Source organism: Apilactobacillus zhangqiuensis (assembly GCF_019656215.1).
In the GTDB taxonomy this organism is placed as follows: domain Bacteria; phylum Bacillota; class Bacilli; order Lactobacillales; family Lactobacillaceae; genus Apilactobacillus; species Apilactobacillus zhangqiuensis.
The window spans coordinates 22,364-46,337 of the sequence record NZ_BPLK01000002.1 but is presented as its reverse complement, the minus strand read 5'-3'; the positions used below and the strand labels follow the sequence as shown (position 1 = coordinate 46,337).

Here is a 23,974-nt window from a genome sequence, read left to right as displayed (position 1 = left end):
ATTATTCTCCTAACTTATCTAATAAGGCATCTAGAGTTTCAACACTTTCTACATTGTATGTATCAGCCTTTAATGTCTTTTTAGCAAGCTTACTTAGCGTATTTCCTGGACCGATTTCGATAAAAGCGTCGATGTTTTTGTCTTCTAATGAAGCAACATCTTGCATGAAATGTGTAGGATTGATTAGTTGGTTAACTAATGTTTCCTTAATGGTGTCCTTAGTAAATGGTTTTACAGTAGTATTGCTGATTACATCTACTTGAGGTTCATCAAATTCAACACTTTCAAGACGTTTTGCTAATTGATCTGATGCAGGTTGCATCAATGGAGTATGTGAAGCTACGGCTACTTGTAGTGGAACTACACGTTTTGCGCCTTTTTCCTTCAATACTTCCATGGCGTTTTGAACCCCTTCTTTAGTACCACCAATAACAACTTGTGACTTGTTATTGTAGTTAGCTGGGTATACGTCATCAATTTCATCACAAACGCTCTTCACAAAATCAGGGCTAAGACCCAATACAGCAGCCATAGAACCTGGATTTTGCTTACCTGCTTCATCCATGTAATGTGAGCGATCGTGTACTAGCTTTAGCCCTGATTTAAAAGATAGTGCTTTAGCAGCAACTAAAGCACTATACTCGCCTAAACTCAATCCCATCATTGCAACAGGTTTCTCTATTTTGTCTTCTAAAATACGATGAATTGCTACACTCATCGTCAAAATAGCGATTTGAGTATTATTAGGATTATCAAAAATTTCCGGATCAGCTAAGTTTAAATTCAATGTTTCTGAAGCCTCATCAATTGTACGTTTGTACACAGGGTTTGACTTGTACAAATCCTGTCCCATTTCCTTAAATTGACTACCTTGGCCACTAAATAGATAACAAATATTCAAACTTAAACACTCCTAGTTAATTAAAACTAATTATTATTCTTCAACTTTACCAGCAACGTAGTCAACTAATTGTTGTACAGTTGCGATGTCGTTGTCACTGTCGATTTCGATGTCGTATTCGTCTTCTAGAGCATCGATGATTTCAAATAAGTCTAAACTGTCTAGGTCTAGTTCTTCTTTGAAGTTAGTGTCCATCTTGATGTCTTCAGCCTTAACGTCTGATTGATCTACAACGATTTCTTTTACCTTGTCAAAAATTGCGTTCTTGTCTGCCATAATATAATTCACTCCATATATAAAATTAAAATAATAAATTAATACCTTAAAATAATAGTTCCTGTGGTTAGGCCGCCACCGAAACCAGAAAGGGCGATAATATCTCCCTTAGCTATTAAACCATTTTCCATCATTTCTGACAACAAAATGGGTTCACTAGCTGCAGAGGTGTTCCCATAAAGATTAATATTGATAGGGAATTTGTCCTTGCTAACGCCCAATTTACGGGCTACAGATTTAATAATTCGCGCGTTAGCTTGATGTAACACAAAGTGATTTATGTCACTTAACTCAATCCCAGCTTTTTCTGCTGCTTCTTTAATTGATAATGGAACATTCTTAGTTGCGAAGTTAAATACTTCTCTTCCATCCATGTGCAAATAACGATCTGTGTCGTCATCATCTCGTGGTCCAAATGTTTCATTTCCCAATATATGACCAGCAAGAAGAGCTTCTCTTCTATCTCCATAATTCTTCAAGTTACTGGATAATACTTCTCCATCACCTTGGTTTGAAACTAGCATTCCACCAGCACCATCACCAAATAGTACAGCGGTGGTTCTGTCTTCCCAGTTAATCAAGTTACTCATTTTTTCTGAACCAATTACCATCCCTAAAGCGTTAGGCTTTAGTTCAAATAATGAGTGCATCACATGAGTAGCGAAAACAAATCCAGAGCACGCAGCGCTGATATCAAATGCAACAGCATTCCTAGCACCAACAATACCTTGAACTGCAGAAGCAGTTGATGGCATATGGTAGTCTCCAGACATCGTAGCTACAATGATAAAATCAATATCATTCGCATCAACGTTTCCGTTCTTAAGTAATTGCGAAGCAACCTCAGCACTTAAAGAAGTGTTAGTTTCCTTAGTGGCGATTCTACGTTGCTTAATCCCGGTTCTTTTACTGATCCATTCATCAGAAGTATCCATGATTTTAGCTAAATCGTCATTGGTAACTATCTTTTCAGGAACAGCTTTAGCAGTAGCTAAAATTGAAAAACTGCTCATGATATCTCCTCTAAACTGAATTTAGTTTACTTTCTCGATAGTATCTATAAAATACCACTCATTTATTTTTAATTAATTCCCCCTTTTTTTCAACTGATAATAACTCATATCGACGCCATGTCAATGGTAAAATGTTGTTATATCAACGGTTTAGATATACTTTTCATCCATATTTTTAAAAGTTACGCATTATATATTATGTAACGCATCATAAATGCTTGTTTCTTATAAAATTAAAAAGCCACCTATAATAGGTGGCTTTTTTCTATTTAATTACTCTATATATTTCATCCATTGGTTGACGCTTCTTAGGAGTAATATCTTGGTCACGGTATCCGAAACCAGCCATTACTGAAACGCCCCATTCTTTAGGATCTAAAATTCCCTTTTCAGTTAGAATATTTTCAATCTTTGAACGGTTGAATCCTTCAATCGCACAACTATCAATATCTAATTCAGCTGCTGCAGTCATCATGTTAGCTAATGGAATGTATGTTTGTCTGCATGCCCAATCAAATCTCTTTCTGTCATCAGTTAAATCAAATTGTGTCTTTTGAAAATCATCAAACTTCTTTGAGAATGGTGAATCTGGAGCAAAATGGTGACCACTAACATCTTCAGTAATGTGTTGAACATACTTACTAGTTGCAGTGATACCCTTTTTAGCTAAGATAATTAAGAAGTGGCTGGCACCATTTAAACTGTTTTGAGCACCCCAAGCGTCTTCATAGATATCCTTTTTTAAATCTTCACTTTCAATTAAAAGGAATTGCCATGGTGCAAAGCCAAATGCACTAGGTGAAAGTCTACCTACTTCCATGATAGTATCCCAATCTTTGTCTGAAATTTTCTTGCTTGCGTTAAACTTTTTTGTCGCATAACGACGATGAGCAGTTTTAATAATTTCTTCATTTTTATCCATTATTATCTACCTCTTTTACGTATATATTAGATGTAACTTAACATAAAGATTTGTTTAAGTTCAACAATATACACTTATCTCATGCGTAATAAAATTGACGCGGTATAGTGATTTAACTATACTTAAAATGTAATTTAAATAAGTTTATTGGAGACTTTATTATGAATGCACAAGACTTATATCAAAAATGGGTTGATCAACCTAATCTAAACGAATCCGTAAAACACGACCTAGCAAAAATCGCTAATAACAACGAAGAAATTAACGATGCTTTTGGTACTAACATGTCATTTGGTACCGCTGGTATGCGTGGTTTAATCGGTGCCGGTATTAATCGTATGAATATCTACACAGTTAGACAAGCTACCGAAGGTCTAGCATCATACATGGATACATTAGATAAAGAATCAAAGAACCGTGGAGTTGCCATCAGTTTTGATTCCAGATACCACTCAAAGGAATTTGCATACGAAACAGCCAGAGTCTTAGGACAACATAACATTAAAGCTTATGTATTTGATGATATTCGCCCTACCCCTGAATTATCATTTGCAATTAGACACCTACATACTTTTGCCGGTGTTATGATTACCGCCAGTCATAATCCAATGCAATATAATGGATACAAGATTTATGGTGAAGATGGTGGTCAAATGCCACCAAAGGCTTCTGACATGATTACCGACTACGTTAGAAAAGCCGATGACGTCTTTGCAATCGATGTTGCCGACGTAAAAGAACTAAGAGATAAACAACTTCTATCAGTTATTGGTGAAGACGTTGATGATGCCTACCTAGCAAACGTCAAGACAGTTAACGTTAACCACGACTTAATTAGGCAAGTTGGTAAGGAATTAAAATTCGTCTACACCCCACTACATGGTACAGGTAAGATTATCTGTCGCCGTGCTTTAGATAATGTTGGTTTTAAAAACTACTCATTAGTAAAACAACAAGCAATTGCTGATCCAGAATTTCCAACTGTGGACTTTCCTAATCCTGAATTTCCAGAAGCATTCAACTATGCCATCAAACTTGGTAACGAAGAAAACGCCGATGTTTTAATCGCTACCGATCCTGATGCTGACCGTTTAGGTGCAGCCGTAAGACAACCAGATGGTTCATATGAACTAATGACTGGTAACCAAATCGCATCCGTCCTATTAGACTACATTCTAACTGCCAAAAAGGATGCAAACGATTTACCAGAAGACGGAACAGTTGTTAAGTCAATCGTGTCTACCGAACTAGCTACCAAGATTGCTAACAACTACGGTGTTGAAATGCAAAACGTCCTTACTGGTTTCAAGTACATCGCCGAAAAGATTAAGGACTTCGAAGCAAACAAGGTTCACACCTTCCTATTTGGTTTTGAAGAAAGTTTTGGCTACCTAATCAAGCCTTTCGTTCGTGACAAGGATGCTATCCAATCAACCGTTTTACTTGCTGAAGTTGCTGCTTACTACAAGCAAAAAGGTCAAACTTTATACGATGGTCTTCAAGCAATCTACAAGAAGTATGGTTATCACGAAGAAAAGACCATCTCTAAGACATTCAGTGGTATTCAAGGAAAAGAAAAAATGACTAACATCATGAACGAACTACGTTCAAACCCATTGAACGAATTCAACAATCAAAAAGTTGAATCACTTGAAGATTTCCAAACATCTACTAAGACCAATGCTGATGGTTCTACCGAAAAAATCGAACTACCTGAAGCTAACGTACTAAAGTACTGGTTAAGTGATGGTACATGGTTTGCTATTCGTCCTTCAGGAACAGAACCAAAGATTAAATTCTACTTAGGTACTGTCGATGATTCCAAAGACACAGTTAACAACAAACTAAAGACTTACGAAGAAGCTGTCGATCAATTAATTGAACAACTTGTCTAATCTAAAAGCGTTATTAACATATTGTTAATAACGCTTTTTTTGTGTTTCGTGATAGAATGTTAATATGAATTCAAGTTGAAAGGAAATTTCCATGAGAGAGCAAACCTTCTCTGTTGAAATTGAGGCCAACCCGACCGATTTGCTACAAATGAAACATTATTTGCATAAATGGCAGCCAGACTTTGTTTCAATTAGTAATCTAAGTCGCTATTCATATGAAGAAATGGTCCAATGTGCCAGATACATTCAGACGGATTTACACATCCCTGTTGTCATCCACTTAACTGGATTAACGCATACAAAAGAACAAATCAAAAAAGCTTTTAATGAGTTAATGGAATTGAAAATCCATAACTTTTTATTAGTCCGTGGAAACATCCATCACAACATGCATATCGAAGATGACTTTAATTACGCTAGTGATTTGATTAAATATGTGCATCAACTAGATAAAGATTCAAAAATTAATGTTATCGCCGGTTGTTATCCTGACATCCACGCACTTGCTAATTCCCTTACAGAAGACATCGAGTACCTAAAGGAAAAGGTAAACGCTGGTGTTGATAGTCTAATATCATTGATGTGTTTCGATAATGATCGCATTTATAAGTTTCTAGAAAAAACACGTGAATATGGTATTAATGTACCTATTCGCGTCGGAATCATGCCAATTACCGATTCATTTAAGCGTCACTATCTAGCACACAATGACGTCAAAATGCCAGAATTTTTTGAAAAAACTGATAACCTATTAGATGAAGGAATTAATTTTGCAGTTAATCAAATCAATGATTTGTATGAACACCACGTTAATGGTATTCATTTATATACTCACAACGATTGGATGGTATCCGATCGAGTATTCGAAAACATCAAGCACAATTTATAAAGGAGCATCATTCAATGGACAACAGTAATGCTGCTGATAATAAGCTTGCACCAACCAAGCAACTTACCGATGAACAATCTAGCTTAGTCGAAGAAATTAAGCAATTTGCCATCGATCATTTAAACGACGATACCCATGCTGTCTTCACGATTTACGGTGATGCAGGAACCGGTAAATCTGTCATTTTAAGCAAGTTATTCTATGACATTCAACAAATGGCACATGAAAAAAGCAGTCCGTTATACCAAACTAATAACTATTTCTTGGTTAATCATCCCGAAATCCTAAAGGTATACAAGAAGATGGCTGGAAATCAGGACAACGTTTTAAAGAAGAACTTTAACCGCCCCACTTCCTTCATTAATCAAAACGATAAAAACCATCAAGATGTCGATATTACAATTATCGATGAAGCTCATCTATTGTTATCACGTGGTGATCATTACAATAATTTCTACTACGATAATCAATTAGCAGAAATCATCAATCGTTCTCAAATTACCATCTTGGTATTTGACCACCGCCAAGTACTTAGAACTAAATCGTTTTGGAATTTAGAAAGACTTCATCATATTATTGACCCATACACCAATGGCGAATATCATCTAACTCATCAATTCAGAATGACCGCCAGTGATTCACTGGTAAAATGGATTAATACATTTACGGATGGTAAACTAACACCACTTCCTGCTGACGCAAAAAAAGATTACGATTTCCGCATATTCGATAACGCCGAAGAAATGCGCAAGGCCATCTTTGCTAGAAACAAGGAAGTTGGTCTTTCTAGAATCGTTTCCACTTCTGGATATCCATCAACACTAGACGGTGGTAAACACTATGTGACTGAACCAGACTTCAAAATGCCATGGGATCAGTATAATTATACGCAAACCCCATGGGCAGAAATTCCAGAAACCGTTAATGAAGTCGGTTCAATGTTTACCTGCCAAGGTTTTGATTTAAACTACGTCGGTGTCATATTAGGACCGCCTATCTATCTTGATGGTGATAACGTCCACGTTGAAATGAGTAAGTTCACAGATGTAGAATCACTAAAGAAGAGAAAAGACATGGCAGATCCTGTGGCGTTCGAAAAGATTAAAGAACAACTTGTACTAAACTCGGCCAATGTTTTACTAAAACGTGGTGTTAAAGGTTTATACATCTTTGTTCACAACAAAGAACTACGCAAACGTCTATTAGACGATTATAAAAAGCTATAAAAAAACGTCACCTAGATAATCATTTCTAGGTGGCTTTTTAACATAAACTGATATAATTATTTCAATTAAGTTTTTTGGAGGGGAAAATATGAAATACTCGCTTAACTGGGATTTAGATTCTATCTTTGCCGGGGGATTACATGGTAAAGAACTAACTGATAAGTTATCCGTCATTTCTGAATCAATCGAAGCATTTAGGCAAGCAATTAACGAATATAATTTCGCTGATGATGACGATCACTTCTCAAGATTTTCAGAACTAACCGATTTCTTGCAAAAAATTCAAGCCGGCATTATTCAAGCTTCGATGTACATAAATGGTAAACATTCTGACGATGTTAACAACGAAGAAGTTCCACCAATGATTGATAAGATTCAATCACTAGACGTCAAAGCTGCCCAAATCGAACAACTACTACAAAAGAAACTTGCTGATTTATCTGACGCCAGTTTTGAAAAGCTAATTAAACAACCTGGTCTAGACACTATCGCATTTGCTTTAGAAGAAAAGAGGCACTTCGGAAAAGAACTACTCGATGACACTAACGAAGCCATCATTTCTGAAATGAATTTAGAAGGATTAAGTGCATGGTCGAATCATTACAGCACATTAATCGCTGGCGTTAACGTTGATTTTAGAGACGAAGATGGCAATCCTAAGACTTTATCGGCCGGCCAAGCAGATAACGAAATTCTAGGTAACGCTGATGCTAAGTATCGACAAGATTTAATGCCAAAATGGGAAGAAGCGTTTGAAGACAATCAAAACCTATTTGCTGATACTTTAAATCACCTATCTGGTAGTCGTTTACTAGACTACAAATTCCATGGTACTAACGATTTCTTAAAGTACCCACTAGAACTTAATCGCATGTCCAAGCAAACTCTTGATACCATGTGGCAAGTCGTCAACGATAACAAGGATATCCTAATCAAGTTCTTGAACCGCAAAGCCCAATTAATCGGCAAGGATAAGATTGGTTGGGAAGACGTCGCTGCACCAATTAACATTGGTAATGAAAAATCAAAGACATTCACTTACGACAAAGCTGCCGAATTCATTATCAAGCAATTCAATAGTTTTTCACCTAAGATGGCTAAGTTAGCCCAAAAGGCATTTGAAAACAGATGGATTGAAGCTGAAAATCGTCCTGGCAAGGAACCTGGTGGTTACATGCAAGATCTACCAGAAACTGGTGAAGCCCGAATTTTCCTAACATTCACTGGCTCACCTAATGATGCATCCACCATTGCTCACGAATTAGGTCATGCATTCCACAGCAGTGTCATTAATGATCTTCCTTACTTCCGTCAGGATTATGCAATGAACGTTGCCGAAACAGCCTCAACATTCGGTGAACTAATCGTTTCAGACGCAAACGTGAAAGAAGCTAAGACTGACGAAGAAAAGATTAGCTTGTTAAATGCCAAGATGGATAACCCTGTGGCAATGTTTTTAAACATCCGCGCTCGATTCCTATTCGAAACTCGTTTCTATGAAAAGAGACAGAATGGTATTTTAACGGCTAACGAAATCAATGAACTAATGCTACAAGCTCAAAAAGATGCATACGGTGAATCACTATCTACCTACTCACCACACTTCTGGGCAAGCAAAATGCATTTCTACATCGACGATGTTCCGTTCTATAACTTCCCATACACATTCGGTTACCTATTCAGTCTAGGAATCTACGCAAAAGCACAAACTACCGATAACTTCGAAAATCAATACATCTCACTACTACGAGATACCGCTAATATGACAACCGAAGAACTAGCAAGCAAACACCTAGGAGTTGATTTAACAAAACCTGACTTCTGGGAAGCTGGCGTTAAATTAATCGAAAAAGATGTTAATGAATTCATCAAGTTGACAGAAAAATATGTATAAAAAAAGAAGCGCTCATATCGAGTGCTTCTTTTTTATTAACGAACTACAACGGCCATTTTACCTTCATAGTTGTATAGACTCATAAATTGTGAAGTTGAAACCCAGAATACTGGGTTGCTCTTACCGGTCTTAAATTGGTATCTCCATGATGATGGATCTGCCATCTTGAAGAATCCCTTCTTGTATCCAACAACCACTAGAGTGTGTCCAGTAGGCTTCTTCATACGATATCCAGTGTATGAGATGACTGGGTTACCATGTTTGATTTCATTGATGATTTGGTTCTTTGATGAACCACTGAAATTGTAAACAGTCTTTCTGTAGGTACGTCCGTACTTAGCTAGAGCTCTTGGGAAGATTGTCCAGTTTTGGCTGGTGTAATTCTTAGCGAATGGATTTCCTACGAAACCATAGTTTTGATTGGTAGATCTTGGCATTCTGTCTAAGAAGTACTTAATCCCTTTGTTTAAACCAATACTTCTAGTTGAAAGTGCCATCTTTAAAGCAGTACCTTCACAACCGTTTGGTGCATCGAATGGGAAGTGTTGACTTGTATATACGAAAGGAATTTCGTAGACACTAGTCTTGCTCAAATCTCTTGAGCTAATCCATCCTTGGTTGATTCCTTGGTAACTAATCTTGTAGTAAACAGCTTTCTTTAGCTTAGCTACTTGAGTTAATTGAACAAGTTGGTTTTGAAGATTAATTTTCTTCATTACCTTTACTCCTTCTTTGTAAGGAGAAACGTAAGTATCTACGTTGTTTTTGTTAACGATTCTTGCATTTTGGTTTCGCGCTGAACTAATGGTATAGTTCTGACTTTCTGCGTTTGATGTATCAGAATGAGCTACGCCCAATGCGACGATAACTACACCTAAAAACATTACCACACCAAGTGCAGATAATATTTTCTTCATTATGTCTCCACTCCATCCATAAATTATTATTTATATTTATAATATAATACAAACAAAATTTAATTGCTTAGAATAAACTATTCTGTAAATAAGTTTTAACATTTTGGTAACATTTTTGATATTTTGTTAAAAAAAGACATGATTAATAATTCAATCATGTCTTTTTTAGGATATTAGTATAATTCTTCGACTTGTTTTTGAACATCTGGATGATTTACGAAATCATCGTAGTGGGTATCGGCTCTTTGAACCATCCCTTTATCAGATACTTCAATAATGTGGTCAGCGATAGTTTGAACAAATTCTCTATCGTGAGAGGTAAAGATAATTGATCCATCAAATGGAATTAAAGCATCATTTAGTGCAGTAATTGATTCCATATCCAAGTGGTTTGTAGGATCATCTAGCATCAATACGTTACCCTTTTGTAACATCATCTTAGATAACATACAACGAACCTTTTCTCCCCCTGATAATACCTTGATTTGTTTTTGGATATTATCACCAGAGAATAACATTCTACCTAAGAAACTACGTAGGAATGGATCATCACTTTCTTCTTTAGAAGCAAATTGTCTTAACCAATCAATGATAGTTAATGAATCATCTTCGAAATCAGAATTGATGTTCTTTGGCATGTAACTAGTACGAGTAGTTTGACCCCATACTACTTCACCTTCGTCTGGTTCCATCTTACCAGCAAGAATTTGCATTAGAACAGTAGTAGCAACGTCGCTTCTACTGATGATAGCAGTCTTTTCTCCAGGACGAAGAGTAAAGGTAATGTTGTCCAGAATCTTCTTGCCATCGATTGTCTTTGAAACACCCTTAACAGAAACTAAGTCATTTCCTAAATCACGTTCCTTTTCAAACTTGATGAATGGGTATTTACGTGATGATGGTTGAATATCATCTAGTGTAATCTTGTCTAATTGTTTCTTTCTTGAAGTTGCTTGTTTTGACTTAGAAGCGTTAGCAGAGAATCGAGCGATAAATTCCTTCAATTCTTTGATTTGGTCTTCCTTCTTAGCATTTGCGTCTTGACGCATCTTAGCTGCTAGTTGACTTGATTTCAACCAGAAGTCATAGTTACCAACGTATAGTGAAATCTTCTTAAAGTCAACGTCACACATCATGGTACATACTTGGTTTAGGAAGTATCTATCATGGGATACAACAATGGCGATGTTTTCGTAATCAGCCAAGAAGTCTTGTAGCCATTCAATGGTATGGTTATCCAAACCATTGGTAGGTTCGTCAAGAAGTAGGATATCTGGGTTACCGAATAAAGCTTGAGCTAATAAGACCTTCACCTTTTGTCCTTCAGAAAGTTCACTCATCTTTTCGTAATGTAATGATTCATCAATTCCCACACTTTGTAGCAATTGTGATGCATCGGCTTCGGCGTTCCATCCGTCCATTTCGGCGAATTCACCTTCTAATTCAGCAGCCTTAACACCATCTTCATCAGAAAAGTCTTCCTTAGCGTATAAGGCATCCTTTTCCTTCATGATTTTGTAAAGCTTTTCGTGTCCTTGAATAACAGTATCTAGAACTTCGCAATCTTCAAAGCCATAGTGATCTTGGTTTAAACTAGAAATTCGTTCATTCTTACCGATTGAGATACTACCACTAGTGGGTTCAATCTTTCCTTCTAGCATTTTTAGAAAAGTTGATTTACCAGCACCATTGGCCCCAATAACCCCATAACAGTTACCAGGTGTGAATTTTAGGTTTACATCTTCATATAACTTTTTACCTGAAAAATGTAATCCCATGTTAGTTACAGTTATCATTTCATACCTCCATCCAATCAATTAAGATAAAAAGGGCCCTTGTTTCTCAATTGAATCAAGGGCTTTTTTATTTATTGATTCTATTAATAACTCAAATAACCATATCATACGAAAACTAGTTAGACAAGTTAATTATTATAGAACAGCTTCAATGTCGCTACTTCCACTTGTAATTTCGTATATGTGATTAATTGTCTTGTCATCGTGTAATACGGCAACGACGAAGTTGGCAACATCTTTTCTTGGAATGTTCATTCCTGCGACGCGTTGGTCGATGACATCAACCTTACCAGTTTCATCATCGTTGGTTAAAGCTGATGGTCTAATGATGGTGTATTCTAGGCCACTGTTTCGTAATTCAACGTCCGCATAGTGTTTGGCGATGTAGTAGCCATGCAAACCAGAATCTGCCCAGAAACTTCTGTCATCAGCACCCATGGCACTAACCATGACATAACGGGTAATACCAGTTTTCTTAGCTGCTAGCATTGACTTGATTGCACCATCTAAATCGATAATCAATGTTTGATCATCACCGGTAGCACCACCTGAACCAGCAGAGAAGACAATCTTATCAATGGCATTGTCAGTGTATACCTTTGCCATGTCATCAATTGATCCATTTAAATCAAAGATAACTGGTTGGACGTTTTCCATGTCCTTGTATTCAACGAATTGCTTTTCACTTCTAACTCCGGCAAAAACGTTATCTCCGGTTTTACCTAACTTTTCTACCATATGAATACCTACGTGCCCATGGGCCCCAATTACTAAAACGTTACTCATAATATTCATCCTTTCCATACTTACTTATTAACAGTAATTCTATCAAGAATATGACTACTGATAAAACGTTTTGCTCAAAAAAAGACGACCATCACAAGATAGTCGTCTTTTTACCATAATTGTTTTTTATTAAGCGTTTTTGTCTATAATTGTTTTTTATTAAGCGTTTTTGTCTATAATTGTTTTTATTTTCTCTTGTCAATTACTGGAACGTTACCATCAATCATACCAGAGTCACCAGATAGGATTAATGCATTGTACATAACGTCTAATTTCAAGTTTTGTTCTAAAAATGATCCACTGTAGTCCTTGTAGTAGATAGGTCCTAAATCTGAATCCATACTTGCGTTAAAATCTTTGTCTTCTAAATCAGGGTCAACTGCAATCAAGTCGAAAGATGTGTCAATCGCACATGAACCTGCGTCAGAGTAGTTTCCAACACCATCATCTAAGCTCAAGAAGAATTTTGCGTCGCCTTGAACCTTGTTTTGAATCTTTTCTTTTGCTGCATCTGTAATAGTTAATTTCATAAAATGAACCCCCTTCATTTATATTACAAGTACCTATAATACTCGAATAAAATCTTGTGTCAATAGCTTGCACACGATTTAATTAAATTTTACAACATTATATTATTTCCTCAATGTTGCTATTTTATTCTCTCTAAATCTAGTAACAAGTTGTTGAAGTCGGCCAGCTTACGATATCCTTCTGAATAATCGACATTTAAGATACGGTGTGTTGGAATAATCAAAATTAATGGATTATTTACTATCGCACTTTGTACATCTAAAATTTTAAATTTATATGTATCACAGAAATCGTTGATATCAATACTCTCTCCATAATCGATATCGCTAATCTTTTGATAAATTGCTTCATTTAACTCACTGGTTGTTAAATCGATTGGAACGTTGAAATGCTTTCTGGTTCCATCAATATATTCACGAAGTTGAATTTTGTATTCTTCAGTTTTCTTTCTGTCAAAAACGAATTCCGCATCTAACTTAGGGTAAAAATTGTAAATGTTGGAAATTCCTGTATTGGGATTATTAATGAAACTAATCCCTTCTCTGGTACAGGTAAAATAGATTTTTTGCTTTTGGTATTCGACTTGATCCCAGTATAGTTTTTCCATTTGTAACCTTCCTATTTCTAGTATTATTAATATCTTACCATAACTCACTTTGCATTTTAGACAAAAAAGACACGACAGATTGTCGTGTCTTTTAAAGTATTAAGCTACTCGAGCGTAACCAACTTCATGCCACCAAGGAGCATGGATTTTTTCTGTTACAACACCACGATTTTGTGCATCAATCATTCTATCATGACCAATGTAGATTCCCACGTGGTAAATGTTTCTGCGGCTAGTTCCAAAGAATACTAAATCACCTTTTTTAACATGCTTTCTACTTACATGTCTGTTAGTGTTGTATTGCATTTGAGCTGTTCTCGCTAAATATTTGTGTGCACCATGACGGTAAGCATATTGTGTAAAACCAGAACAATCAAAGCTGTATGGACCAACGGCACCATATACATATGGATGGCCTAACTTACTTGAAGCTGATCTATATAGATTTGCAAATCTTGTTCTACGAGTTTTCTTGTGTGTAACCTTTTTGTGGGCAACTTTTTTAACAACTCTGCGTGCTTTCTTCTTAGCAGCTGGTCTTTTGTAAGCAGCTTTTCTAGCTTTCTTTTTGTGCTTAGCCTTCTTAGCGACATGACGCTTCTTAGTCTTTTTATTTTTGTAAACTTTATGAGTTCTCTTATGATGAATTTTATTAGCGCTTGCGTTGGTAACATCTGTTGCAAACAATGTTGCCATCGCCAAAACAGTCAACATAACTAACATGATTGTTCTTTTCGTTTTTGTTTTGTTCATAGCACTTTATTCCTCGCTTTTTAAAATTTTATACTTTCTTAACTTATGTCTAAAGTATAGCGAGAAAATGCTACATAACGGGAACAAAAGTATTTCAAAAATATGAAAAAATGTTACTTAAATGTTACATCCAATGGTTTTATAATATAAATCGTTCTATAATGAGAAGTATACTTAATATTTTTTAAGAATAAGGTGATTTCATGGATTTATATTCATATGACTACTTAATCCATCCAAATACTATTGTTACATATTTACTATTAGCATTAGCTGTAATTGTTGGATTAATGATTATTTTTAATGGTTTTAAATACATGCGCGATAGAACCAACTTAAAATATCGTGATCTATTTATTACCATGATTTTGATTGCGATATTATCAATAAGTATTGGTTTCAGTAACATTTTGCAACAACGCAACTCTTCGTCGCAAAATTCTCAAACTACCGAAATGGTTAAGGCAATTAGTCGAAGCAAGCATATCTCAACATCAAAGATTTATGTTAGCTCCCCTCAATTAACTAACGGTATGACTGTTAAGGCTGGAGACAAATTCTACCAAGCAACCTTCAACTCCAGTTTTAATAGTTACCAACTTCAACCAATTCAACTAATTCCTACTAATATTACTTATCACGACAAACCATCACTTCAGATTGGTGACTTAAACAAGGAATACTTGGTAATCCTATTTAAGTTCTTAATTGGATTCATCGTATTAGTAATTCAAATTAACATTTCCGGTAAAGGTAATTTGGCACCTTCTAACGCGGTTGATCAAATTCAAAACTACGTTCTTGGTGGTATCATCGGTGGTATGATTTACAACCAACAAATTACCACACTACAATTCTTCATTGTATTGTTAATTTGGTCACTGGTTATCTTTACCAGCCGCATTCTTAGTCGTCAGTTCTCGTTATTCCACCGGATCTTCAATGGTGAACCACAAAACATTATTACTAACGGTATCGTTAACGTTGATACAGCCTTAAGAAATGGTATGTCTGCTGCTGATTTAGCATTCAAACTAAGAACTAAGGGGATTAGTAACTTTCAAGACGTTAAGTCAGCTGTCCTAGAACAAAATGGGCAACTTACTATTACGACTTTCGGTGATGAATCACTAAGCTATCCTATCATTACTGATGGAACAGTTAATACTGAAGTTCTAGAAAAGATGGGACGCGACATGGATTGGATTGAACAACTAGCTAAAGATTCAAACAAAGAAATTGCTCAAATCTACTTAGGTCAATATGTAGAGGATCACTTGGTAATCATTCCATATCCTACTCATAAGAATCGTCCTTGGTACTACGAATTGGGTCAACGTGTTGAAAACTTTTCCCACAACCACAAGTTAACACCTGAAAGCATTAAGAATGCTAGGGCATTACAACAACTTAAAGAACTTTCAAAGAAGCGTCATTTAGGTGCCAAATCAAATAAAGATGATAAGAAACCTACTAACCAACGTGGTACAAAAGGAACAAAACAATAATAAAAAAAGATAGGTCGAACGACCTATCTTTTTTATTTATATTTTTTATTTATTGGGGATAAATACTAATTATTTGAATACCTTGAAACGATCTTCGTCGTCCATGTAATCCTTTGCTTGAGCCGGTGCTTCTACCGAACCGAATACCATTTCAGCACGTAGTCTCCAGTTAGCTGGAATATCGAATTCCTTAGCAACGTCTTCGTCGATTAGTGGATTGTAATGTTGTAGGTTAGCACCTAGACCATTTTCAGCTAAACCAGTCCATACGGCGTATTGAGCGTTACCTTGTGCTTGTTCTGACCAGTCGTAGAAGTTGTCAGCATATGCTGGAAAGTTCTTTTCTAGACCGGAAACAACATCCATGTCAGTGAAGAATAGGATAGTAGCGTAACCATTCTTGAAACCATTGATCTTGTCAGTAGTTGCCTTTAGAGCATCTTCATTCTTCAAGTGTGGCTTTAGGTTATCTAAAGTGATGTCCCAAATCTTGTCTTGGTTGTCGTTAAATAGGATAACGGCACGAGTTGATTGACTATTGAAAGCTGATGGAGCTTCCTTGATTGAAGCTTTGATAAAGTTAGCTAATTCATCTTGGCTTTGTTCAACGTTACGACCTAATGCGTAAATAGTACGACGGTTCTTTTGTAAATCTAGTAGTTCTGTTTTCATTCTATATCTCTCCTTTTGTCATATCCGATTGATTAATTTATATTATATCACTTACTTTTAGTTAGTAAACCTTTTTGTTCAAATTTTTTTAATGAACAAATAAAAAGTTAAGTGATATTATTTAAGTATCAGCATAATATTATTTTTCGATGGGGTAAATTAATATGTTTTATTACTTGTTTTTAGCGCTCGCTATTATTGGTGAACTCATCGGTACTAATCTATTAAAAATGTCGATGGGTTTTACTAAGATACTGCCAACAATCGGATCGCTAATATCATTCGCATTATGTTTTTACTTTTTATCGATTGCGATGGTCAAGATTCCGTTAAACATTGCCTACGCTAATTGGAGTGCATTAGGAATTCTTGCCACCACTGCGATTGCTTCATTGGTGTACAAGGAACAAATTAACGTCATGAGCATGATGGGCATTGTCTTCATCATCATCGGCGTTGTCTTGTTAAACTTGTTCAGTGCAAAATAAAAACGCTAAGTTAGAATATCTAACCTAGCGTTATTTTTTATACATAGAAATAAATTGAGAAGTACATCAAAAGCGTCCCAATCATTACGAAGATGTGCCAAACGACATGGCCGAATGGAATCTTAGGAATACTGTAGATTAATGCACCTACCGTAAATGCAATTCCACCGAAAAGTAGTAATAAGAAACCATGAACACCTAAGTAATCATATAGTTTGACGATTCCTAATAAGCACATCCACCCCATTACCACGTAGATAACAGTAGATAATGTTTTTAGTTTACCCATCCACAATGCCTTGTAGATAATTCCCAGCACGGTCATAATCCAAATAACGGATAAAATAACCCAACCTAGCCATCCACCAATGGCGATTAAGCAGTATGGTGTATAACTTCCGGCAATTAATAGGTAGATTGCGGAGTGATCAAAAATTTGGAATAGCTTTTCTACACGCGTGAAATATAGGCTATGAAACATGGTAGAAGCAATGTAGAAAGTTACCAAAGTAATTGAATAAATGACGAAACTGGTAATACGCAATGCCCCACCAACGTTAACACCGTGAATAATCAATGCGATTGCACCGATAATGGCCAGTAGTTCACCAATTCCATGGGTAATTGCACTAAAGATTTCGTTTAGTAGGTAGTATGTTTTGTCCTTAATCCAGTTAAACCTTTGCTTAACTGCATCGGTAGTCTTTTGATTTAAGTCTTTGTTCATAATAAAGTACCTCAATTAATATTTATTTAATTATATAACTATGTAATCTAGTTTTCAATACTAGATGTAAAAGACCACAAAAAAAGAACCCTGTTTGGGGTTCTTTTTATTAGTACCAGTTATGTGATAACCAGAATGATTTAGCATTTACCCATGATCCATAACGACTTTTAACGTATCTGTTAGCAGTACGTTCTTGGTTCTTATGAGATAAGTTACCACCGTAGTAGCTGATTAATAATTGGTATTTACCGTAACATGAACCGTTTGATGCGGTGTATGAACCACCTGATTCGTGTCTAGCAATCCATGCTTTAGCAGCAACGTTTGCTCTTGATAAATGTTTTCTTACTTTGTAAGTTGAGTGTTTCTTGATACGTCTTGAACTAACAATCTTCTTAGCTGCATGCTTCTTAACGTGTTTTTTAACATGCTTCTTAGCACGCTTTACAGTATGCTTTTTAACATGCTTTTTAACATGCTTCTTAGCAACTTTCTTGTGAGTTCTGGTTGCTTTCTTAGATACTTTCTTGTGCTTACGTACCTTTTTTACGTGTTTTGCAGCCTTCTTCTTAGCGGTTCCTTGAACAGTCTTTGTTTGAGCTGGTGTAGTTGATGTAGCAACTGAATCAGCTTTTGCGGTTTGTGGTATTAAAAACAATGTCGCAATCAATAATGATACCAATACAGCAAAGGTAATCATCTTATTATTCGAATGCATATAATGTTTTCCCTCCTTAAAAATTACTTGAATAACATAACGAACCAGTTTTACTAACTTGTTAGAGTTATGTTACAGGAGTGTTACATTTTATTTCAGGACTGAAACAAAACTATTCCAGAACTTGATCTGAAAGGTCTTAAGACTTTCTTAAGTTTCATGAAAAAGAATTGACTTTTAAAAGAAAAATGTATACAGTTAGTTACATAAGTAATTAACTATTATTATAAGGAGATGCACTATGAAAACTCTTGAAGTTCAAAGCTTAAACAAGTTCTTCGGAAGAAAACAAGCTCTATTCGATATTTCATTCGATATCGAACCTGGTACTATTCTTGGTCTAATTGGACCAAACGGTGCTGGTAAGTCTACCATTATGAAGAGTATCGTTGGTCTAACCGACTATAACTCAGGTAACATCAAAATCGATGGAAAAGAATTAACCAAAAATAAACGCAGCAGTCTAGAAAACGTTGGTTCAATGATTGAATCACCTGCTCCATACTTAAACTTAACTGGTCGTCAAAACCTAAAGCTTTTCAATGACGGTTCTACCACCGCTGAAGAAATGCAAGAAATTATGGAAGAAACTCAAATCACCGAATTTGCTGACCGTAAAGCTAAAAAATACTCATTGGGTATGAAACAACGTCTGGGAATTGCGATTTCATTGCTTAACCACCCTAAGCTACTTATCCTAGACGAACCTATGAATGGTCTAGATCCACAATCAACTCACGATTTACGTGATTTACTTGTAAAACTATCAAAACGTGGCATTAGCATCCTTATCTCAAGTCACTTGCTAGATGAATTATCACGTATCGCTGATTACTATGTAGTAATTAACCACGGTAAGGTAATTAAGAAGTCAGATGCCAATTCATTCTTATCAGAAGGACCTAAGAAGATTAAGTTCGAAGTTCAAGATACTGATGCTGCCAAGAAAGCTCTTGAAGCAGCTGACCTATCAGCTACTATCTACGACAAGTCCGTTGAAATCGATGATAACGATTCATCTTCAATGAACGCTGGTCTTTCAGCATTAAGCCAAGCTGGCATCGAAATTCTAAATGTTTCAAGAAACCAAACTGACCTAGAAGAATCACTATTGAAGCTTCTATCAAGTGATGACAATAAGGAGGCTAAATAATGTTAACTTTAATCAGACAAGAACTATACAAACAATTACACGGTAAGTTTTGTATTGGTTGGGGTATTGTTATCTTAGCCATTACCTTGTTCAGTGGTTACTCATACCAAAAAATAAACATAGGTATCAACCCTGTTTCAAGAATTTTCTCCAATGGAAATTCAATGTCAATGATTGCAATGATCATCTTTGCTAGCTCAATCCTAACCGTTGATTTTTCACAAAGCACTGTTAAATACCTATTTGCTAGACAATTCTCTCGTGGCCAAATTCTTATTTCAAAACTTGTTACCATCGTTTTGATGTATGTTTACCTAACTATCATAAATTTTGTTACTACAGAAATTAGTAATTTAATTTTTAATAAGAATGGCGCATGGAACTTCACTGACGTATTCACGAAGGTTGAAGCTACATCCTTCTACCTATTCTTACTACTATCAATGGTTCTTTTAATTAGCAACATTTTTAAGAGTAATGCCATTGCCATAGCGATTGGAATTGTATTCGTATACGTTTCACAAACTATCAATAGTATTATTTCACTATTTACCCAAAATCATTCATGGGTTAAATTCAACCCACTAAACTTCCTAAATGTTAATTCCGAAGTAATGTATGGTGAATCAATGTTTAAACAAGTTACCAAGCTTTCACTTATTCAAATTGAAATTGGTGCTATCATTTGGGGAATTATCTTCCTATTAATTACTTACGTTGTTTACAACCGTCGTAATGTTTAATAATAATATAGTAGAAAAGAGCGACTTAATTATCTTTTAGTCGCTTTTTTTATTGGAATGAAAGCCACAAAAGTGATAAACTCTTGTTATTGATTAATTTCGAATAAAGATTTGGAGGCCAACATATTGGTTGATTTATTAAAACAAGAAATGAACAAGAAAAACCGTCTTATTTTTCTTGCGATGGCAGTTTTCTTAGTTATTGTTACTATCTTAATGGCTGTCATTGGTAAAAATACTAGAACACTAAATGGTTACCAACTAATGAATACATTTGGTGGAATTACTCCGGTAATTGAACTACTCGCTACTATTATTACTGCAACAAGATTTGCTGGTGTTGATAGCAACAAACAAGTTCGTGCCAACATGGAAAACCACAGCAAGGTTACTATCTTCTTCTCAAAGGTATTCACTTGCGTGATTGGTTACTTCATCCTACTTGCCCTATCAGTGCTAACCATTATCTGCATGAAATATCTTGTATTTCCTGAAAGTGCCTTTGCTGGTAAGCTAGCTCAAGAATTACAATGGGCTACATTAGGTAACATTGCCTACGTACTAATCTTTGAATCATTCGTAATCATGGTAATTGGTTTCTGTAAGACATGGTACAGTGCGATTGCTTTCGGTGTTGCACTAAACTACATCACTGAAATCATTGCTGGTATCTTCATGATTTTCATTTACAATAACCGTCAATTGATTTGGAACCCATTCAACTTCTTCTTCGTTGAAAAACAAATTCAAGATGGTATGAAGCACATGATGACTCGTTTAACATTGAACCAAATCATTGCGGGATCAATTGTTTATGCATTCATCTTCTTCGTAATTGGATTTATCATCTTTGTATTTGTAAGAAAGTTCAAAACTGATGACGATTTGATTGCAAAGCGTCAAGCAAAGAAAAATAAAAAGCAAAAATTACAAACTGCATAATATTACTTATATATAGCACTCAAATAGGCACCGTGAGTAAAATCACAGTGCCTATTTTGTTGACCAATCTCAATTTAGTGATATTCTTTAATATTGTATACAATATAATCACTTGCTAGACAAAATCCACCGAACGAAAGAAAGGAGTTTTGCATTATGCCAAAAGAAGTAACTCTAAACGATCAAATTTGTTTCCAAATTTCTCGTGCACACCAATTATTTAACAAATTCTATCAAGAACCGCTAGAAAAATTCAATTTAACTTACGTTCAATACATCACCCTACTTTCATTATGGGAAAACGATGGAGTAACTGTTAACTACCTAAGCCAAAAATTAGGTCTTTCAAACGGTACTTTGACTCCATTATTAAAGAGACTTGAAAAATCCGGCTGGATTACTAGAAACCGTGACAAAGCTGACGAACGTCGTGTCCTAATTCACTTAACACAATTAGGTAAGGACAACAAAGAGCCAATCTTAGAATCAGTTCAAGGTTGCTTGAACCGTTTAAACTACAGCGATGATGAATTCGCTGACGCAATGGACACTATCGTCGATCTTCAACACCGTTTGGAAAAAACTAATGAAAACGACAAATAGTCTGTCATTATTTAATTGACACCTGTCTTTTATGAGTATACAATATTAGTTATTAAGAAAAGACATGTCTATTTAATGATGCTTTCCAGAGAGGATTACATTTTTCTGTAAGTAATCCATTGCACTTAAATAGTTACCACTTTTCTCTTCTATTAAATCGATATTATTTTAATGACTAATATGAGGGCATTATGGACTTAACCGTAGTGCTAAAGATGGGTGGAACCACGTTAATAAAACGTCCCTGACACATAAGTGTCAGAGGCGTTTTTTGTTTCCCCACCTCAAATAAATTCAAGAAGGTGGAAGTATTGTCAAAAAATAATGATAAGTTAGAAAGAAAGCTTAGTGCTCGTCATATGAAAATGATTGCGCTAGGTGGAACCATCGGGGTTGGCCTCTTCATGGGTGCCAAATCTACAATCGGTTGGACTGGGCCTTCCGTATTACTGGACTATGCCATCGCAGGTTTGTTCTTATACCTAATCATGCGTGCGCTAGGTGAAATGCTATACGTGCATCCAGTTACTGGATCATTTTCACAATTTGCATCGGATTACCTACATCCTGTTTTCGGTTATCTAACCGCTTGGAGTAATGTTTTCCAATACATTGTGGTCGGCATTTCTGAAGTAATTGCAATTGGTACATACATGCAATTCTGGTGGCCTCATTTACCATCATGGCTTCCTGGAATCGTCGCAATTGTCTTCCTATGTATTGCTAACCTAGTATCAGTTAGTGCCTTTGGTGAATTAGAATACTGGTTTGCCCTAGTCAAAGTCGTTACTATCATCGCAATGATCATCATTGGTTTGGTCATCATCGTATTTGGTTTTAACGGAATCGCTCCTACCGGTATCTCAAACATTTGGAGCCACGGCTTCTTCGCAAATGGTTTCAAAGGATTCTTCTTTGCTCTAGCAATCGTAATCGCTTCATACCAAGGAATCGAATTAATCGGTGTTACTGCTGGTGAAGCTGAAAATCCTAAGCAAACATTAGTTAAGGCTATCCAAGATACAATTGGCCGTATCCTAATTTTCTACATTGGTGCCATCTTTGTCATCCTAAGTATTTACCCTTGGGATAAAATTAGCCAAATCGGTTCTCCTTTCGTAGAAACATTCTCACAAGTTGGTATTACAGCTGCAGCTTCAATCATTAACTTCGTTGTGGTAACCGCAGCTCTATCAGGTTCTAACTCCGGTATCTACAGTGCCAGTCGTATGGAATTCTTACTATCTGAAGAAGGTCAACTTCCAAAGGCATTCAAGAAGTTAAACCGTCATGGTGTTCCATACGTTTCAGTAATCAGCATCTCAGCTGGTATCCTAATCGGTTTATTCTTAAATGTATTGCTACCAATCTTCTTCCCATCAGCAAACCAAATCTTCGTGTACGTATATAGTTCATCTGTTCTTCCAGGTATGGTTCCATGGGTTGTTATCTTGGTATCACAAATCAGATTTAGAAAAGAACATCCAGAAGAATTAGTGAACCATCCATTCAAGATGCCACTATCACCTATCAGTAATTACGTCACATTAGTATTTTTAGCGATTACTTTGGTGTTCATGTTCATTAACCCTTCTACTAGAATTCCTTTGATCATCGGAATCGTATTCCTATTGTTCATAACAATTCTATACTTTGTTAAGTTCAATCAAAAAGCTAAATAAGCAATATGATGTTTGGTGAATAAAATTCATCAATTGTCACATTCCTTGACATTAATTTTAATATGTAATAATATTTCTTAAATAATAAACATTAGAATTATGTATTGGAAGTTCTTATCAATAATCGATTTATCGGTATTGGATAAGAGCAACAAGGTGTAAAACTGGTTCAATATAGTAGCAATTTTAACGATTATTTAAAAATTATTTAAATATATTGTATTGGTTATGCAATTTTATAAAATACCTAGTACAATAGATTGTGTAGTACTAGGTATTTTATTACATAATTTCTTACAGGATGGTGAAATATATTGGCAGAAGAAAAG

24 protein-coding genes are annotated in these 23,974 nt (G+C 35.7%); 11 read left to right on the top strand and 13 right to left on the bottom strand.

Going from position 1 to position 23,974, the window contains the following annotated elements; all coding sequences use genetic code 11:
* Position 1 precedes the first annotated feature (1 nt).
* The 4 genes from fabD to K5Q07_RS01430 all read right to left on the bottom strand — a co-directional run bounded on the left by fabD (position 2) and on the right by K5Q07_RS01430 (position 3,112).
* Positions 2–901, bottom strand: a complete 900-nt coding sequence (gene fabD / locus K5Q07_RS01445; RefSeq protein ID WP_034532416.1) for an ACP S-malonyltransferase — start codon at positions 899–901, stop codon at positions 2–4.
* A 33-nt stretch (positions 902–934) separates the two neighbouring features.
* Positions 935–1,177, bottom strand: coding sequence for an acyl carrier protein (locus K5Q07_RS01440; protein ID WP_034532415.1), 243 nt, complete (start codon positions 1,175–1,177; stop codon positions 935–937).
* Between the two features lie 38 nt (positions 1,178–1,215).
* Complete coding sequence (locus tag K5Q07_RS01435; RefSeq protein WP_220729272.1) at positions 1,216–2,190, bottom strand: beta-ketoacyl-ACP synthase III; 975 nt, start codon at positions 2,188–2,190, stop codon at positions 1,216–1,218.
* A 265-nt stretch (positions 2,191–2,455) separates the two neighbouring features.
* The gene (locus K5Q07_RS01430) at positions 2,456–3,112 is read right to left on the bottom strand and encodes an NAD(P)H-dependent oxidoreductase (RefSeq protein ID WP_220729271.1); all 657 of its coding nucleotides are present in this window, start codon (positions 3,110–3,112) and stop codon (positions 2,456–2,458) included.
* A 161-nt stretch (positions 3,113–3,273) separates the two neighbouring features.
* On the opposite strand from K5Q07_RS01430, the gene K5Q07_RS01425 reads away from it, so the two are divergent.
* The 4 genes from K5Q07_RS01425 to K5Q07_RS01410 all read left to right on the top strand — a co-directional run bounded on the left by K5Q07_RS01425 (position 3,274) and on the right by K5Q07_RS01410 (position 9,016).
* The gene (locus K5Q07_RS01425; protein ID WP_220729270.1) at positions 3,274–5,007 is read left to right on the top strand and encodes a phospho-sugar mutase; all 1,734 of its coding nucleotides are present in this window, start codon (positions 3,274–3,276) and stop codon (positions 5,005–5,007) included.
* Positions 5,008–5,098: 91 nt separating this feature from the next.
* Positions 5,099–5,896, top strand: a complete 798-nt coding sequence (locus tag K5Q07_RS01420; RefSeq protein ID WP_220729269.1) for a methylenetetrahydrofolate reductase — start codon at positions 5,099–5,101, stop codon at positions 5,894–5,896.
* Between the two features lie 14 nt (positions 5,897–5,910).
* Positions 5,911–7,122 (top strand): DUF2075 domain-containing protein, encoded by a 1,212-nt coding sequence (locus tag K5Q07_RS01415; RefSeq protein WP_220729268.1) that lies wholly within the window; start codon positions 5,911–5,913, stop codon positions 7,120–7,122.
* Positions 7,123–7,210: 88 nt separating this feature from the next.
* Positions 7,211–9,016, top strand: a complete 1,806-nt coding sequence (locus K5Q07_RS01410) for a M3 family oligoendopeptidase (RefSeq protein ID WP_220729267.1) — start codon at positions 7,211–7,213, stop codon at positions 9,014–9,016.
* Positions 9,017–9,051: 35 nt separating this feature from the next.
* Here K5Q07_RS01410 and K5Q07_RS01405 read toward each other — a convergent pair whose 3' ends face one another.
* The 6 genes from K5Q07_RS01405 to K5Q07_RS06855 form a co-directional block, all read right to left on the bottom strand.
* Positions 9,052–9,933: a C39 family peptidase gene (locus K5Q07_RS01405; protein ID WP_220729266.1), complete on the bottom strand. Its 882-nt coding sequence runs from the start codon at positions 9,931–9,933 to the stop codon at positions 9,052–9,054.
* A gap of 173 nt (positions 9,934–10,106) precedes the next feature.
* The gene (locus K5Q07_RS01400; protein ID WP_220729265.1) at positions 10,107–11,729 is read right to left on the bottom strand and encodes an ABC-F family ATP-binding cassette domain-containing protein; all 1,623 of its coding nucleotides are present in this window, start codon (positions 11,727–11,729) and stop codon (positions 10,107–10,109) included.
* A 135-nt stretch (positions 11,730–11,864) separates the two neighbouring features.
* Positions 11,865–12,515, bottom strand: coding sequence for an SDR family oxidoreductase (locus tag K5Q07_RS01395; protein ID WP_220729264.1), 651 nt, complete (start codon positions 12,513–12,515; stop codon positions 11,865–11,867).
* A gap of 185 nt (positions 12,516–12,700) precedes the next feature.
* Positions 12,701–13,045, bottom strand: a complete 345-nt coding sequence (locus K5Q07_RS01390; RefSeq protein ID WP_220729263.1) for an iron-sulfur cluster biosynthesis family protein — start codon at positions 13,043–13,045, stop codon at positions 12,701–12,703.
* A 119-nt stretch (positions 13,046–13,164) separates the two neighbouring features.
* A complete protein-coding gene (locus K5Q07_RS01385; RefSeq protein ID WP_220729262.1) occupies positions 13,165–13,653 on the bottom strand; it encodes an MGMT family protein in 489 nt (162 codons plus the stop codon).
* A gap of 99 nt (positions 13,654–13,752) precedes the next feature.
* On the bottom strand, positions 13,753–14,406 hold the full coding sequence (locus K5Q07_RS06855; protein ID WP_308442861.1) for a C40 family peptidase: 654 nt from the start codon (positions 14,404–14,406) through the stop codon (positions 13,753–13,755).
* Positions 14,407–14,609: 203 nt separating this feature from the next.
* On the opposite strand from K5Q07_RS06855, the gene K5Q07_RS01375 reads away from it, so the two are divergent.
* The gene (locus K5Q07_RS01375) at positions 14,610–15,914 is read left to right on the top strand and encodes a DUF3290 family protein (protein WP_251067612.1); all 1,305 of its coding nucleotides are present in this window, start codon (positions 14,610–14,612) and stop codon (positions 15,912–15,914) included.
* Positions 15,915–15,983: 69 nt separating this feature from the next.
* Here the strand turns inward: K5Q07_RS01375 and K5Q07_RS01370 are convergent, their stop codons facing one another.
* Positions 15,984–16,586, bottom strand: coding sequence for a nitroreductase family protein (locus K5Q07_RS01370; RefSeq protein WP_220729261.1), 603 nt, complete (start codon positions 16,584–16,586; stop codon positions 15,984–15,986).
* Positions 16,587–16,750: 164 nt separating this feature from the next.
* Here K5Q07_RS01370 and K5Q07_RS01365 point away from each other — a divergent pair, with 164 nt between their 5' ends.
* Complete coding sequence (locus tag K5Q07_RS01365; RefSeq protein ID WP_220729260.1) at positions 16,751–17,074, top strand: DMT family transporter; 324 nt, start codon at positions 16,751–16,753, stop codon at positions 17,072–17,074.
* Between the two features lie 37 nt (positions 17,075–17,111).
* On the opposite strand, the gene trhA is transcribed toward K5Q07_RS01365, so the two are convergent.
* Together trhA and K5Q07_RS01355 are read right to left on the bottom strand one after the other, a co-directional pair.
* Positions 17,112–17,801 (bottom strand): PAQR family membrane homeostasis protein TrhA, encoded by a 690-nt coding sequence (trhA, locus tag K5Q07_RS01360; protein ID WP_220729259.1) that lies wholly within the window; start codon positions 17,799–17,801, stop codon positions 17,112–17,114.
* A gap of 109 nt (positions 17,802–17,910) precedes the next feature.
* Positions 17,911–18,522, bottom strand: a complete 612-nt coding sequence (locus tag K5Q07_RS01355; protein WP_220729258.1) for an aggregation-promoting factor C-terminal-like domain-containing protein — start codon at positions 18,520–18,522, stop codon at positions 17,911–17,913.
* Between the two features lie 241 nt (positions 18,523–18,763).
* Between K5Q07_RS01355 and K5Q07_RS01350 the strand changes: the two genes are divergently transcribed.
* From K5Q07_RS01350 to K5Q07_RS01330, 5 genes are all read left to right on the top strand, one after another.
* Complete coding sequence (locus tag K5Q07_RS01350; RefSeq protein ID WP_220729257.1) at positions 18,764–19,675, top strand: ABC transporter ATP-binding protein; 912 nt, start codon at positions 18,764–18,766, stop codon at positions 19,673–19,675.
* Positions 19,675–20,418, top strand: a complete 744-nt coding sequence (locus tag K5Q07_RS01345; RefSeq protein WP_220729256.1) for a DUF2705 family protein — start codon at positions 19,675–19,677, stop codon at positions 20,416–20,418. The genes K5Q07_RS01350 and K5Q07_RS01345 overlap by 1 nt, the downstream gene beginning before the upstream one ends.
* Positions 20,419–20,544: 126 nt before the next feature.
* Positions 20,545–21,360, top strand: a complete 816-nt coding sequence (locus K5Q07_RS01340; protein ID WP_220729255.1) for a hypothetical protein — start codon at positions 20,545–20,547, stop codon at positions 21,358–21,360.
* Positions 21,361–21,516: 156 nt separating this feature from the next.
* Positions 21,517–21,963, top strand: coding sequence for a MarR family winged helix-turn-helix transcriptional regulator (locus tag K5Q07_RS01335; RefSeq protein WP_220729254.1), 447 nt, complete (start codon positions 21,517–21,519; stop codon positions 21,961–21,963).
* Positions 21,964–22,322: 359 nt separating this feature from the next.
* Positions 22,323–23,645, top strand: a complete 1,323-nt coding sequence (locus K5Q07_RS01330) for an amino acid permease (RefSeq protein WP_220729418.1) — start codon at positions 22,323–22,325, stop codon at positions 23,643–23,645.
* Positions 23,646–23,974 lie beyond the last annotated feature (329 nt).

Bases quoted from the DNA above. Each gene is read 5' to 3' on its own strand.
- K5Q07_RS01440 (WP_034532415.1), bottom strand. From the start codon at position 1,177: ATGGCAGACAAGAACGCAATTTTTGACAAGGTAAAAGAAATCGTTGTA.
- K5Q07_RS01435 (WP_220729272.1), bottom strand. From the start codon at position 2,190: ATGAGCAGTTTTTCAATTTTAGCTACTGCTAAAGCTGTTCCTGAAAAG.
- K5Q07_RS01430 (WP_220729271.1), bottom strand. From the start codon at position 3,112: ATGGATAAAAATGAAGAAATTATTAAAACTGCTCATCGTCGTTATGCG.
- K5Q07_RS01425 (WP_220729270.1), top strand. From the start codon at position 3,274: ATGAATGCACAAGACTTATATCAAAAATGGGTTGATCAACCTAATCTA.
- K5Q07_RS01420 (WP_220729269.1), top strand. From the start codon at position 5,099: ATGAGAGAGCAAACCTTCTCTGTTGAAATTGAGGCCAACCCGACCGAT.
- K5Q07_RS01415 (WP_220729268.1), top strand. From the start codon at position 5,911: ATGGACAACAGTAATGCTGCTGATAATAAGCTTGCACCAACCAAGCAA.
- K5Q07_RS01410 (WP_220729267.1), top strand. From the start codon at position 7,211: ATGAAATACTCGCTTAACTGGGATTTAGATTCTATCTTTGCCGGGGGA.
- K5Q07_RS01405 (WP_220729266.1), bottom strand. From the start codon at position 9,933: ATGAAGAAAATATTATCTGCACTTGGTGTGGTAATGTTTTTAGGTGTA.
- K5Q07_RS01400 (WP_220729265.1), bottom strand. From the start codon at position 11,729: ATGATAACTGTAACTAACATGGGATTACATTTTTCAGGTAAAAAGTTA.
- K5Q07_RS01395 (WP_220729264.1), bottom strand. From the start codon at position 12,515: ATGAGTAACGTTTTAGTAATTGGGGCCCATGGGCACGTAGGTATTCAT.
- K5Q07_RS01390 (WP_220729263.1), bottom strand. From the start codon at position 13,045: ATGAAATTAACTATTACAGATGCAGCAAAAGAAAAGATTCAAAACAAG.
- K5Q07_RS01385 (WP_220729262.1), bottom strand. From the start codon at position 13,653: ATGGAAAAACTATACTGGGATCAAGTCGAATACCAAAAGCAAAAAATC.
- K5Q07_RS06855 (WP_308442861.1), bottom strand. From the start codon at position 14,406: ATGAACAAAACAAAAACGAAAAGAACAATCATGTTAGTTATGTTGACT.
- K5Q07_RS01375 (WP_251067612.1), top strand. From the start codon at position 14,610: ATGGATTTATATTCATATGACTACTTAATCCATCCAAATACTATTGTT.
- K5Q07_RS01370 (WP_220729261.1), bottom strand. From the start codon at position 16,586: ATGAAAACAGAACTACTAGATTTACAAAAGAACCGTCGTACTATTTAC.
- K5Q07_RS01365 (WP_220729260.1), top strand. From the start codon at position 16,751: ATGTTTTATTACTTGTTTTTAGCGCTCGCTATTATTGGTGAACTCATC.
- trhA (WP_220729259.1), bottom strand. From the start codon at position 17,801: ATGAACAAAGACTTAAATCAAAAGACTACCGATGCAGTTAAGCAAAGG.
- K5Q07_RS01355 (WP_220729258.1), bottom strand. From the start codon at position 18,522: ATGCATTCGAATAATAAGATGATTACCTTTGCTGTATTGGTATCATTA.
- K5Q07_RS01350 (WP_220729257.1), top strand. From the start codon at position 18,764: ATGAAAACTCTTGAAGTTCAAAGCTTAAACAAGTTCTTCGGAAGAAAA.
- K5Q07_RS01345 (WP_220729256.1), top strand. From the start codon at position 19,675: ATGTTAACTTTAATCAGACAAGAACTATACAAACAATTACACGGTAAG.
- K5Q07_RS01335 (WP_220729254.1), top strand. From the start codon at position 21,517: ATGCCAAAAGAAGTAACTCTAAACGATCAAATTTGTTTCCAAATTTCT.
- K5Q07_RS01330 (WP_220729418.1), top strand. From the start codon at position 22,323: ATGAAAATGATTGCGCTAGGTGGAACCATCGGGGTTGGCCTCTTCATG.